General features: G+C 75.7%; 10 protein-coding genes. 1 reads left to right on the top strand and 9 read right to left on the bottom strand.

Going from position 1 to position 12,573, the window contains the following annotated elements:
- Positions 1-15: 15 nt before the first annotated feature.
- The 9 genes from AC0KTA_RS18570 to AC0KTA_RS18530 all read right to left on the bottom strand — a co-directional run bounded on the left by AC0KTA_RS18570 (position 16) and on the right by AC0KTA_RS18530 (position 11,838).
- Positions 16-1,194 carry a GNAT family N-acetyltransferase gene (locus AC0KTA_RS18570; protein ID WP_481056238.1) on the bottom strand — a complete coding sequence of 393 codons (1,179 nt, stop codon included), beginning with the start codon at positions 1,192-1,194 and terminating at the stop codon, positions 16-18.
- Positions 1,191-1,991, bottom strand: a complete 801-nt coding sequence (locus tag AC0KTA_RS18565) for a YveK family protein (protein ID WP_481056237.1) — start codon at positions 1,989-1,991, stop codon at positions 1,191-1,193. Before AC0KTA_RS18565 ends, AC0KTA_RS18570 begins: the two co-directional genes overlap by 4 nt.
- Entirely contained in the window at positions 1,988-3,208 is a 1,221-nt protein-coding gene (locus AC0KTA_RS18560) for a glycosyltransferase (RefSeq protein ID WP_481056236.1), read from the bottom strand. The genes AC0KTA_RS18565 and AC0KTA_RS18560 overlap by 4 nt, the downstream gene beginning before the upstream one ends.
- Positions 3,205-3,933: a polysaccharide deacetylase family protein gene (locus AC0KTA_RS18555; RefSeq protein ID WP_481056467.1), complete on the bottom strand. Its 729-nt coding sequence runs from the start codon at positions 3,931-3,933 to the stop codon at positions 3,205-3,207. The genes AC0KTA_RS18560 and AC0KTA_RS18555 overlap by 4 nt, the downstream gene beginning before the upstream one ends.
- A 217-nt stretch (positions 3,934-4,150) precedes the next feature.
- Positions 4,151-5,971 (bottom strand): murein biosynthesis integral membrane protein MurJ, encoded by a 1,821-nt coding sequence (murJ, locus tag AC0KTA_RS18550; RefSeq protein ID WP_481056235.1) that lies wholly within the window; start codon positions 5,969-5,971, stop codon positions 4,151-4,153.
- Positions 5,968-7,413, bottom strand: coding sequence for an O-antigen ligase family protein (locus AC0KTA_RS18545; protein WP_481056234.1), 1,446 nt, complete (start codon positions 7,411-7,413; stop codon positions 5,968-5,970). The genes murJ and AC0KTA_RS18545 overlap by 4 nt, the downstream gene beginning before the upstream one ends.
- A gap of 5 nt (positions 7,414-7,418) precedes the next feature.
- On the bottom strand, positions 7,419-9,302 hold the full coding sequence (locus tag AC0KTA_RS18540; protein ID WP_481056233.1) for a sugar transferase: 1,884 nt from the start codon (positions 9,300-9,302) through the stop codon (positions 7,419-7,421).
- Positions 9,299-10,471, bottom strand: coding sequence for a glycosyltransferase (locus tag AC0KTA_RS18535; protein WP_481056232.1), 1,173 nt, complete (start codon positions 10,469-10,471; stop codon positions 9,299-9,301). The genes AC0KTA_RS18540 and AC0KTA_RS18535 overlap by 4 nt, the downstream gene beginning before the upstream one ends.
- Before the next feature lie 77 nt (positions 10,472-10,548).
- A complete protein-coding gene (locus AC0KTA_RS18530) occupies positions 10,549-11,838 on the bottom strand; it encodes a DUF3344 domain-containing protein (protein ID WP_481056231.1) in 1,290 nt (429 codons plus the stop codon).
- Positions 11,839-12,244: 406 nt separating this feature from the next.
- On the opposite strand from AC0KTA_RS18530, the gene AC0KTA_RS18525 reads away from it, so the two are divergent.
- Complete coding sequence (locus tag AC0KTA_RS18525) at positions 12,245-12,484, top strand: chaplin (protein ID WP_481056230.1); 240 nt, start codon at positions 12,245-12,247, stop codon at positions 12,482-12,484.
- Positions 12,485-12,573 lie beyond the last annotated feature (89 nt).

The raw sequence follows: 12,573 nt of genomic DNA, 5'->3' as shown, positions 1-12,573 counted from the left end.
GCGGTGGTGGCGGGGTCATGAGGTGGCTCCGCCGCCGTTCCCCCCGCCGCCGCGCTCGGCCCGCTCCTGCTTTGCGGCGCGTTCGGCCCGCTCCTGCTTTGCGGCGCGTTCGGCCCGCTCCTGTCGCACCCGCCGCGCCCACCCCCGCGCCGCCGCCTCGCCCACCGCCGCCGCCAGGAGCGGGGCCGTGGGCGCGCGGGCCAGCAGGAAGCGCCGGTTGGTGATCGGCTCGGGGCGCCAGTGGTGTTTGTACGGTTCGTCGCCGCGCAGCAGGCTCAGGGTGCGGGGGTGCGCGCCCGCGGTGTGCCGGGTGCAGGCGTCGAGCAGCATCGTGGCGACGTCCACCTTGCGTTCCCGCAGACGGGGATGGGCGCCGTAGAGATAGCCGCCCGCGAGCCGCCGGGACAGCAGCGTCACGTCGGCGGCGAGCACCTCCCCGTCGCCCCCGTCGATACGGAACTCCGTCACCACCGCGTCGCCCGCCGCGACCATGGGCCGCACCGAGCGCAGCAGATGCTCGCGGAACCGCGGCCGCAGATGCTCGGACGTCACCTTCCGTCCCTGCCACTGGAGTTGGTGCAGCCGCAGCAGCGTGCCCACGGATGCCTCCACCTCGTCGGCGGGTACGACACGGGCCCGCACGCCGACCGCGGTCATCTTGCGCAGCTTGGCGCGGGCGCGCTGCGCGGTCGTCGAGGGCAGCCGTTTCAGGAGTTCGTCGACGGGCAGCGGGGGCAGTTCGAGGCAGCGGGAGTCGGCGAGTGCGCGGCGCGGGCCCCGCCACCGCTCGTACACGCTCTCCACGCAGGCGCCAGGACGGGCCTCGCGGAAGTCGATCAGGGCGGTCCTGGCGAGCCCGCGCAGGCCCTCGGTCAGCGCGTCCGCCGCGCGCTCGCGGTGCTCGGCGGCGAGCAGCACGTCCGCGAAGTCCGAGATCGCGCCGCCCAGGGGCCGCAGCGCCGGTACGGGCCCGTGTTCCCGCGTCAGCGGCGCCGCGGCGATGAGTTCGCCGCCGTCGCGCACCAGCAGCACCCGCAGCCGCCCCCGTCTGCCGTACGACCGCCACCACGAGGTCAGCCACGTGTGGCTCTGGAACGGGGTCGCCTCGGGGCACGACCGGTAGAGACGCCGCCACGGCCCGGCGAGGGACTCGAACTCGGCCTCGTCGACGCAGAGTCCGACGGTGGGTGTCACTCGGCGCCCCGGACGCCGGAGGGCGCCGGTCCGGGCACGGCGGCACCGGGCGGGGTGGGCCGGGCGCCGGCGCGGGGGCGCACGAGGAGCGCGAGGCCGCCGAGCAGTCCGCCCGCGCACAGCCCGACCAGCGCGCTCACCGGCGTGGAGAGCGAGGAGGGCGCGGTGGGCTCGACGGCGCGCGAGAACGGCAGGAGCTTGATCTGGGTGCTGCGCTTGGTGTGGTCGGCGCTCGTGGTCAGCGCGCGGGCGACCGCGTTCGCGAGGGTGGCGGCCTCGTCGGGGCGGGCGGCCGAGGCGGCGACGGAGATCATGGGGGCGTCGGGGGACGTCGCCACCTTCACGCGGTCCTGCAGCTCGGCGGGCGACACCCCGGCGGCGACCTGCGCGTCGCCGAGGACCGCCAACTGCGTGGCGACCCTGCCGTAGGCCTGCGCGAAGCCCAGGGCCGTGGCGGGGTCGGTCTCGGCCCGCGGCACGGCGACGACGTAGCTCGTGGCGGTGTACTCCGGCGTCTGCAGCAGCCCGTACGTCCCGCCCGCGAGGGCGCCCAGGGCGGCGCAGGCGGGCAGGACGGTCCAGCGGGGCAGCCGGGTGAGGGGGGCGAGGCGGGAGTGCAGGGGGCGCCGGGGGTTGCGCGGCGGGGCTGCCTCGCCGGGAGCGCTCGGTGGCGTACCAGGCGCACCAGGCGCACCAGATGTGCCAGGCGTACGAGACGTCCCTGGCGTATCACTGGACGTATCGCCGCCGGACGAGCCGGACTTGGTGGGTGAGGGGGCGCTCGAAGGGGCGCTCATCGTGGGTTCACCTCCTGGTTCGGGCCGGAGAGCACGGACGCGTACACGTCCATCAGTCGACCGGCGCTGCGGGTGATGCTGTAGTGCCGCACGGCGGGCGGTGCCGGGCGGTGCGACGGGGTGCCGGACCGGCGCAGTCCGTACAGGACCTGCGCGAAGGCGTCGGGATCGCTCGCGCAGTACGCGGAGTTGGTGCGCTCGTCCCGGGGCAGGCCCTCGATGGCGGGGCAGGACGCGTACAGGACGGGCAGCCCGCAGGCCAGGCCCTCCACCAGGGCGAGACCGAAGGCCTCCTCCGGGGACGGCGAGGCCAGCGTGTCCATGGCGGCGAGCAGGGACGGCAGATGGGTGGCGGCACGGTCACGGTCTGCGCGGCCGCCGAGGTCGCCTCCGGCTCCGCTGAGGCCTGCGGCACCGCCGAGGTCCCCGTCGCCGAAACCCCCGTCCTCATGCGTGGTCTCCCCCGCGAACCGCACCCGGTCGCCGATGCCCAGCCGCCCGGCGAGACGGCGCAGCCCTCGCTCCTGCGGTCCGGACCCGACCAGCAGGACCCGTACGTCGGCGGGGAGTTGAGCGGCCGCCCGCAGGAGGACGTCGAAGCGCTTGCCCTCGGTGAGCCGGCCGACGCCGCCCACCACGAACGCGTCCTCGGGCAGGCCGAGTCGGGCGCGGGCCGCCGCGCGGGCGGCCGGGTCGAAGCGGAAGCGGTCGGCGTCGATGCCGTTGGGCACCACCCGGATGCGCTGCCACGGCACGCCCCACCGGTTCAGGCGGGCGCCGACGGCGGGCGAGACGGCGACGGTGACGCGGCCGAGCCGCTCCCCGGCGAGGTACAGGGCCCGGACGCCGGAGGTCAGCGGGCGGCCCTCCATCTGCGAGTCGCCCAGGGAGTGTTCGGTGGCCACGACGGCCCGCACTCCGGCGATGCGGGCGGCGATCCGGCCGTAGAGGCAGGCGCGGTAGAGGTGCGTGTGGACGACGTCGTAGTGGCCCGCGCGGATCAGCCGGACCAGGCGGGGCAGGGCGGCGACGTCCCGGTTCCCGGCCATGCCGAGGTCGGTGACGCGGGTGCCGTCGGCGGTGATGCCGCGGGCGACGCTGCCCGCGTTGGTGAGGGTGAGGACGTCGCACGCGGCGGGCACATGGCGGAGCAGCAGCCGCAGTTGCTGCTCGGCACCGCCCATGCCGAGCCCGGTGATGACGTGCAGGACCCTCACGCGGTCACCGCCGCCGGGAGCGGGGCGTGGTCCGGGCGCAGGGTGCGGCCACGCGGCCCGCCCGTGACCTGTTTCAGGCGCAGCCGCCACGCCGTGTCCTGCCGGCCGATGTGCATCCGGGGCAGCGCGAGGGGGCCGGTGAGCGGGCCGGGCGCGATGGCGCAGGCGTACGTGTATCCGGCGGCGCGCACGGCGGCGAGGACGCGCGGGTCCGCGTGGCCGTACGGATAGCAGAATCCGCGTACGTCACGTCCCGTCAGGTCGGCCAACGCGGCCCGGCTGTCGGCGACTTCGCGGCGCAGGGTGGCGTCGTCGGCCCGGGTGAGGTCGACGTGGGTGAGGCCGTGCGAGGCGACCTCCATGCCGTGCCCGGCGGCGCGCCGGACGCCGTCGGCGTCGAGGAGGGGCTTGCGGGGGCCGAGCGGGTCCCAGGCGTTGTCGCCGCCGAGCCGGCCGGGCAGCACGAAGACGGTGGCGGTGCAGCCGTGGTGGTGCAGCAGGGGCACGGCGTGGTCGAGGAAGTCGCGGTACCCGTCGTCGAAGGTCAACCCCACCAGCCCGCGCCCCCGCCCCCGCCCGCAGGCCTCCAGGAGCCGCTCCACCGACACCCCGCGCAGGCCCCGCCGCCGCAGCCAGCCCAACTGCGCGTCGAGGCGGTCCGGCGAGACGGTGATGTCGTACGGGTCGTCGTCGGCGTCGGCGACGTCGGCCACGGAGTGGTACATCGCGACCCAGGGGGCCGCGTCGGCCTTGCGGGGCGGGGCTTTGCGGGGCGGAGCCGTACGGGGTGGGGGCGCCGCCTCGGTGAGGTGGGCGCAGTGAGGGGCGCCCTTGAGGCAGGTGTCGGGGCGGGCGGGGGTGCCGCGCGTGCCCGGCTCGGCGGGTTCGCCGAATGGCGTGCGGTCACCGGAGGGCGTGCTGTCACCGGACGGCGGTGTGCGGTCAACGGTCATGGCGGCGTCGCTTTCGTGTGACGGAGCGAACGGAGCGAACGGAGCGAACAGAACGAACAGAGCGAAGGGCCCGGGCACGCGCAGCACCGACCCGCGGATGGACCCGCCCACCACGCAGCAGCGCCGCCCCCCGACGCAGCACGGCCCCGCACGGCCGCGCCCCCAGCGCCCCGCCGATGAGCAGGAACGAGACGGCCACGGCCAGGCCGCCCGCCAGGACGGCGAGCGCGGGCGGCCCGACGTGGTGCGCGCACCCGGCACCCACCGCCGCGGACCCGGCAGCGGCGAGCACGAGGCGGGCCAGCTGTCCGCCCACGGCACGCGTGCGCAGCGGAACCGCGCGCGGGCCGAGCGCGTGCAGCAGAAGCAGCGCGGTCACGCAGATCCCCGCGGCGTTGGCGCCCGCGATGCCGTACACACCCCAGGTGCCCACGGTCAGGAAGCCGAGCCCGGCCGTGGCGACGATGCCGATGGCCATCGCGGCGAGCGGGGCCCAGGTGGTCCGGCCGACGGAGAAGTGCGCGCGGGCGAGCGCGCCCACCAGGGTGTGGCCGAGCAGCCCGCACGCGTACACCCGCATCACGACGGCCGTGGTGGCGGTGTCCTCGCCGGTGAACGCGCCACGTTCGAAGAGCAGTTGAACCAGCGCGGGCGCGCACGCGACGATCGCCGCCGCGCCGCACAGCACCACGCACCCGGCGAGCACGAGGTCCCGCTCGACCCGGTCGCGCGCCCGGTCCGTGTCGCCCTCGGCCAGGGCCCGCGCCACCACCGGGAAGGTGACGGTGCACAGCATCAGGGACAGGACCATCGGCATCTGCGCGACCTTCTGCGCGTAGTTCAGATGCGAGATCGCCCCGGCGGGCAGCGACGACGCGAGGAACCGCTCGATCAGCACCTGCGACTGCCGGCACAGCGCGAACAGCAGCACGGTCCAGATGACGGCCGTGTGCAGGCGCGCGGCCGTCGCGTCGCTCTCCTCGGTACGCGGCGGGCCCGAGGACGCCGTACGCGGCGGGGCCGAGGACGCCGTACGCGGCGGGCCCGAGGACGCGAGCCGGACGGGCCGGTGGCGCAACTGCCGCCACAGGGACGGCGCCTGGACGACGACCATGAGCGCACCGCCCAGCGCGACGCCCGCCGCCGCCGCGCGCACGCCGAAGGGCGCGGCGAGCAGGACCAGGGCGGCGATGATGGCGGCGTTGTAGACGACGTACACGGACGCGGGGGCGACGAAGCGCTGGTGGGCGCGGAGGGCGGCGCTGCAGTAGCCGGCCAGGCCGAAGGTCAGGGTGCAGGTGGCGGTCAGCCGGGTGCAGTCCACGGCCAGGCCGGGGTCGGGAAGGCCCGGCGCGAGCACGGCGACCAGGAGCGGGGCGGCGGCGATGAGCACAAGGCCCGCGGCCACGAAGCACAGGGCCATCCCGGGCAGCGAGGCGGCGACCAGGGCGCGTACCGGATCGGGGCCCGGGGCCGCCGCCGCGCGCCGCGTGAGGGCGAGGCTGAACGCCGGCACCAGGAAGAACGCGAGCCCGTCCTCGATCAGCAGCGTCGCCGCCATCTCCGGCACGGTCCAGGCCACCAGGAACGCGTCGGTGTCGCTCCCGGCCCCGAAGAAGTGCGCGAGCACCTGATCGCGCACGAGCCCGAGGAGCGACCCGGCGACGGTCAGCACGGCGGTGACGACGGCGGCCTTGGCGAGGAAGGCGTTGCCAGGATCGGCGAGGGGGGCCGCGGCGGGCGCGGGGACGGTGCCGTGGGCCTCCGCGGGGGCGTGGGCCTCCGCCTTGGTGCCGGGCAGGATCGTCATCGCGCCCCCGCCGCTTCGTACGTCGCGCAGACCTCGTACGTCTCATCCGCCTCGTACGTCTCATCCGCCTCGTACGCCGCATACGTCTCGTACGAATCCCGCGGCCGCAGCCCCCACCAGGCGCACGCCCCGAGCGCCACCGCCGTGAGCACCGTGGACGGGCCGCCGATGTCGGCGTACATGAAGTCGACCAACTGCCAGACGAGCAGCCCGCAGGCGGCGAGGGCGCAGTCGAGTTCCCCGGTCCGAGATGTGGGTCCCCGCCTGGCGCGGGCCCACCCCCGCACCGCGCACACCAGCAGCGCGAGCCAGCCGCCCGCGAGGGTGAGCAGGCCGAGGAGGCCCTGTTCGCCGAGCACGAGGAGGTACATGTTGTGCGGGGAGAGCAGTGGCTGGCGGCGGAACTCGCTGCCGGCGCCCGCGGTGTCGCTGCCGGAGGACAGGGCCAGGGAGGCGTGGCTGTCGCGGTGTTCGGGGAAGCCCTTGAGGCCGACGCCGGTCACCGGGCGGTCCCGCCACATGTCGACGGAGGCCGCCCACATCGCGTACCGGTCGGTGACCGACTGGTCGGGGGTGTCCGTGACCTGGGTGATGCTGCTGAGCCGGTCCTGGAGCAGCTGGGAGCCCAGGCCGAGCCCGGCCACCAGGACCACCGCGGCCGCCGTCGCGGCGAGCGCGGCCCGCAGCGCGCGGCGCACCCCGGCGAGCAGCAGCACCGCCCCGCAGGCCGCGGCCGTGGCGATCCACGCGCCCCGGCTGAAGGACAGCGCGAGCGGCACGGTCAGCAGGCCCGCGCAGGCAAGGGCGGCGGCCCGCTGCCGGGGCGCGCGCGGCCGGAAGGCGAGGGCGAGGGCGGCCACGAGCCCGTACGACACGACCGTCGCCATGCCCATCACGTCCGTCGGCCCGAACGTGCCCACGGCCCGGATGTCCTCGCCCGTGTACGAGGCCCCGGTCCCGGTGAGGTTCTGGTGCACGCCGAGCGCGCCCTGGAACAGCGCGAGCGCGACGAACGCCCAGGCGAGCAGGCGGAATTGGCGCGCGTCGCGGATGAGGACGAGGACGGCTGCCGGTACCAGGACGAAGACCTGGAGGTAGCGCGCGGCCCCGGTGAGCCCGGTGGCCGCCGAGGTGGAGGCGCACGCCGCGGCGGTGATGCCGACGACCGGGAGGCCGAGGATCACGGCGGCGCTGCGGGTGAGGGGGCGGCGCGCGGTGCGTACGACGTGGAGGAGGGCGCAGCCGACGACGAGGGCGGAGAAGGCGTCGGCTGGGGAGCCGGTGCCGGTGTCTTCGCCGCTCCCGGCAGGGACGGGCAGGGCGAGCAGGGCGACCAGGAGGACGAGAGGGACGACGGGCAGTACCCGGCGAAGGGCGGGCGGCAACTGGCCGAGCGGAACCGGGCGTTGAGGGGTGTACGTGGGTGCGGGCGCGTGGTCCACGGGCCTCAGCTCCCCGTGCGGCGCAGCAGGCACCCGACGGTGCGCAGCAGGATGCACAGGTCCTGCCAGAGCGACCAGCTGTCGATGTAGGCGTTGTCGAAGCGGCACCGGTCCTCGATGGAGGTGTCCCCGCGCAGGCCGTGGATCTGGGCGAGGCCGGTGATGCCGGTCAGGACGCGGTGGCGGTGCGCGTAGTGCGGGTAGCGGCGGCTGAACCGGTCGACGAAGAAGGGCCGTTCGGGGCGCGGGCCGACCAGGCTCATGTCGCCGCGCAACACGTTCCAGAGCTGCGGCAGCTCGTCCAGTGAGGTGCTGCGCAGGAAGCGGCAGAACGGGCTGATGCGGTGCTCGTCGGCGACGCTCCAGCGCGTGGCGGACTCCTGGGGGTCGGCGGGGCGGTGGGTGCGGAACTTCAGGACGGTGAACAGGCGGCCGTCCTTGCCGACGCGTTCCTGGCGGAAGACCACGCCCGGTCCCTCCGTGGCGCGCAGGATCAGGGCGCACATGAGGAGCAGGGGTGCGGCGGGCAGGAGGAGGGCGCCGGACACGGCGATGTCGAGGGCGCGCTTGCCCGCGCTGGTGCGCCGGGACTGGTGCGCGGCCACCAGGGGTTGGCAGCGGAACCCGGCCACGTACAGCGGCCGCACCCGGTCGCGCGGCGCCGGTACGGCCGCCGCCGGGCCGCGCGGGTCGATCTCCCACACCTCGCAGCCGAGCCCGCGCAACACGGCCATCCGCGCGTCGTGCGCGGCCCCGCGACCGGCGAGCAGCAGGACGACCTGGACGTCGTTCTGGATGACGGCCCGCTGCAGCTCGTCGTCGGAGGAGAGGAGGGGGAGCTCGGTCCGGGCAGCGGCCCACTGCTCGTTTCTGTCGGCCGTACGCTCGTCCGTCGCGGTGTCTGCCTGTCGCTCGGCCGCAGTGGCTGTCGTGTGGTCGGTGTGCTTGGTGTGCTCGGTGTGTTCGGCCCGGGTGTACGGCAGTTGCTCGGTTCCGGTCGCTGTGCGGTGCTCGGTGCGGGCGGCTACCAGGGGTTCGGCCCACCCCTCCGCCCCGGAGGCCGCCCCGGAGGCCACCCCGCCGCCCGCCCGCCGTTCCGCCCCGCCGCCCCGGTCGGGCTCGTCGTCGGCGGGCTCGCCCACCACCCCCACCGGACGCAGTCCGCACCGCGGCCGGCGCAGCAGTGCCGCCGCCACGCTGCGGGCCTGGCCGCCGTGGCCGAGGACCAGGACCGGCCGGGGCCTGCGCCGCACCGCCGCCCGCCGGTGCCAGTGCACCAGGGCGCGGCCGCCCGCGCCGAGCACGCCGTGCAGGGCGGCCGCGGTGAGCAGGGTGGCCGGGGGCAGGGGGGTGAGCGGGGGCGCGGCCGGGGCGAGGGCCGGGGTGACGGCGGGGACGAGGACGGCGGTCACGCACCAGGCGAGGGCGATCCGGCCGCAGAGCGCGGGGAGTTCGTCGAGCAGGGCGGGCGCGAGCGTGTCCTCGTACAACCGCCCCTGGACGTTGAGGGCGAGGACGGCGGCGATGAGCAGGACCATCAGCACCGGGGAGCGGTGCGGGCCGGGGAGCAGCAGGGCGGCCGACGCGGCGGCGAGGGCGTCGGCAGCGAGCAGGGCGAGGGCCAGTCGGCGGTGGCGGGCGGGCCGCCCGCCGCGGGGGCCGCCACGGCCGTCCGGTGCGCCGCGGGGCGAGACGACGAGCCGCCCGGTCCGGTTCCGCTCGCCCGGCTCGCCCGGCTCGCCCGGCTCGCCCGGCTCGCCCGTCTCGTCCCGCTCGGGCTGCCTGGTCTGCTCGGGCTGAGCGGTCTGCTCGGACTGCCCGGTCGACGAGGCGGACGAGGTCGACGAGGCGGACGAGATGGACGAGGTGACGGTACGTTCCGCGCTCACGTGCTCCTGCACTCCCTGTGCTCGGTGGGCGCCGTGCCCAGAAGTTCGCGGTACACCGCTTCGACCGCGGCCGCCGTGCGGCGCGCGTCGTGGTGGTCCAGGACGTGCGCGCGCCCCCGGCCGCCGAGCGCGTCGCGCAGGACCGGGTCGCGCAGCAGGGCGGTCAGGGCCCCGGCCAGCGCGGCCGGGTCGTCGGGCGGGACCAGGGCGTGGGCGTGGTGCGCGGCCGGCAGGCTCTCGCGGGCGCCGTCCACGTCGGTGAGGAGGACGGCCCGCGCGCAGGCCATGGCCTCCAGGGGCGCGAGCGCCATGCCCTCCCAGCGGGACGGCAGTACGACCACGTCGGCCGCCTGGTACCAGGGCGCGACGTCGTCCGCCGCGCCCACGAACGTCACGGAAGCGAGGTCCTGCGCCTGCGCCAGCGCCCGCAGAGCCGCCGCGTCCGGCCCGTCGCCGACCAGGACGAGCCGGGCCCCGGGCAGGCCCGCGGCCACCTCGGCCCAGGCGCGCAGCAGGACGTCCTGGCCCTTCTGCCTGCACAGGCGGCCGACGCACACCACGAGAGGGCCGGCGGCCAAGTGGTCCGGGGGCAGGAGCCGGACGCGGGCCGCGCGCGGGTCGGCGGGCACGAAGCGCTCCGGGTCGATGCCGTTCGGGACGACTGAGCAAGGCCCGACGATGCCCGCGCGACGCCCTGTGTCCCGTTCCGCCTCGCTCACGCAGAGGGTGCGCGCCGTCCAGCGGGTCGCGTGCCGTTCCCAGGTGCGGGCCAGGAGGGCGACGCTGCCGTCGACCGCCTCGAACGACCAGGCGTGCGGCTGGAAGACGGTCGGTACGCGGCCGCGCACGGCGACACGGGCGGCGAGCCCGGCCTTGGCGCTGTGCGCGTGCACGAGGGTCGGCCGGACGGCGTCGACGACCTGCGCGAGGTCACGTACTTCGGACCGGAGGCCGGGCCCGGGGGAGCGGGCCGCCGCCCACGGGTGGACGGGGACGGGGGCGGCCGACCGGGCCAGGGTGCCGCCGTCCGGGCAGGCCAGGTGCACGTCCATGCCCGCCGCGCGCTGCGCCCGGACCAGGTCGGTGACGACGCGCGCCACACCCCCGTCGACAGGCTGGCTGACGTGCAGGACCCGCGGCGCGGGCGAGGAATTCGAAGGCAGGTGCATGCACGACTCCTTGAGTTCCTTGGACCAGGACGGCCGCAGACGGCGGACCGGGACGGCCGGACACGGCGGGCGCCGCGCTACCGCCGCACGTCCGCGCGCCGCGAGTCGGCCCGCCGCACGTCCGCGTGCCGCTCGTCCGCGCGCCACGATGCGGCCCGCCGCAAGTCGGTCCGCTGCGAGTCGCCCCGCCGCAAGTCGGCCCGCCGCGAATCGTTCCGCTCCACCCCGACGCGTCTCGCCTCCGCCCGCCGCGCGTCCACGGCGGCGAACAGCACGCCGGTCCAGGCCGCGTCGCGCCGCGCGGACATCCGCACCGTCAGCTCCCCGCGCTGCCCGCGCAGTCGGTCGCCGAGGCGCAGCACGTCGGAGTCGTAGCCCAGGGTGTTGGCGTACGCCGGTTTCCTGCGGGCCGGTCCGCCCGGCTCGCCGATGGTCGAGTTCAGTACGTCGTCGGCGGGGTTGGCGCGGTCCGACAGCGGGACGGGCCTGCCGCGGCCGGCGGACACATGGACCGCGTCGCCCCGCACGCCCCGGTCGCCGTCGTAGGCCACGATCCCGGCGATCCCGTCGGCGCCGGGCGCCACGGGCATGCCCTTCATGCGCACCGTGTGCGCCGTGTTCCGCTGCTTCCCCGGTCCGCCGAGGGCGCCGAAGCCGTCCCACACGGCGAGCGAACGCAGGGGCTGCGCGGCGTTCTCGTACGCCACGACCAGCGTCCAGCCGCCCCACGTCCCGGTCTTGGAGTGCCCCTTCGCCACGTTGACCTGCGCGACCGTGTACAGGCCCGCGCCGGAGCGGCGGACGAGGCGGGTCACGTCGGCCGACGCCTGGAACACGTCCGCGCCGCCCGCGCGGTGGCCCGAGAGGGTGTCGGCGAGGACGGCCCGGTAGCGCCCGCCGGGTTCGGCGACCAGCACCCGCCCGTTGTCCTTCGCCGGCTTCCGCTCCCCGGCCCTCAGATTGCCGCCCCAGTAGAGCCGGGCGTACGAGACCTTGGACCGCGCGGGCAGCCGGACCTCGCCCGCGGTGGAGTTGTACGTGTTCGGGTCGTCGTCGATGTCCGTGTAGAACATCTCGAAGTCGTGGTTCGCGCCGGGCCCGCCGCGGCGCACGTCCGCGCACGACGCGGCCGGGCGCGGCACCGGGCGGGGGACCGGCCGGATCACCGGGCGGCGGCAGGTGACCACCGAGTTGGCGGCCCGTACGAGCCCGCCGTGCTGGACCGCGTGGTACCGCTGCGCGAAGGCGAGGCGGTCCCGCTCACCGCCGGGGGCGGGAGCGGCGGCGCCGGTGCCGTTCAGCGCGAGGCAGCCGGTGAGGGAGAGCAGGACGACGAGCACACGACGCGGGCCCAGAAGATGACGCATGACGGCACTGGCCTTCCACGGTGTGAAGAGTTCTGAACGACAGGGTTCCGAACGGCAGTGGTTCCGAACGGCAGCGGTTCTGAACCACGACGGTTCTGGACCACGGCAGTTCTGGACCACGGCAGTTCCGAACCACAGCAGGGAGCGGTTGGTCGCATTGAATGTGTGATGTGTGCATCTGAGCGCCTATGACGGAAATAGACTCAGAAGGAAGCGCAACAGTAGCGTTAATTGCCCTAATTTCGACCGACTTGTAGGCGTGTGTCGGATTAGTGAAGCGTGTGGCCGATCGGCAAGGGGCATATCACTCATCTGGGCGCACAACCCCCCGTCGGGCAAGCCAGTTGATCCCCACACCGGGCATCACGCACGGCTTCCGCATCATCAGACCAAGGAGCAGAACTCCATGTCGCGTACCAGCAAGGCCCTTGCCCTGACCGCCGTCGCCGCCGCCACGGTGGCCGGCGGCGCCGGTGTCGCCGCCGCCGACTCCGGAGCGCAGGGTGCGGCCGCCCACTCCCCCGGCGTCCTCTCCGGCAACCCCATCCAGGTGCCGATCCACGTTCCCGTGAACCTGTGCGGCAACAGCATCAACCTCATCGGCCTGCTGAACCCGGCGTTCGGCAACACCTGCGTCAACGACTGACGCGGCGTCGCTCGACGCAGAGTCGGCACAGCGGCGGCTGCCCCGGACCCGGGGGCAGCCGCCGCTTCCGTGTGTGCGGCCGCCCGCGG

Source organism: Streptomyces sp. Y309 (assembly GCF_056712025.1).
This window is presented reverse-complemented; position numbering and strand designations above follow the sequence as displayed.

Coding starts and splice junctions, on each gene's coding strand:
- AC0KTA_RS18565 (WP_481056237.1), bottom strand. CDS start 1,991: ATGAGCGCCCCTTCGAGCGCCCCCTCACCCACCAAGTCCGGCTCGTCC.
- AC0KTA_RS18555 (WP_481056467.1), bottom strand. CDS start 3,933: ATGTACCACTCCGTGGCCGACGTCGCCGACGCCGACGACGACCCGTAC.
- murJ (WP_481056235.1), bottom strand. CDS start 5,971: ATGACGATCCTGCCCGGCACCAAGGCGGAGGCCCACGCCCCCGCGGAG.
- AC0KTA_RS18535 (WP_481056232.1), bottom strand. CDS start 10,471: ATGCACCTGCCTTCGAATTCCTCGCCCGCGCCGCGGGTCCTGCACGTC.
- AC0KTA_RS18530 (WP_481056231.1), bottom strand. CDS start 11,838: ATGCGTCATCTTCTGGGCCCGCGTCGTGTGCTCGTCGTCCTGCTCTCC.
- AC0KTA_RS18525 (WP_481056230.1), top strand. CDS start 12,245: ATGTCGCGTACCAGCAAGGCCCTTGCCCTGACCGCCGTCGCCGCCGCC.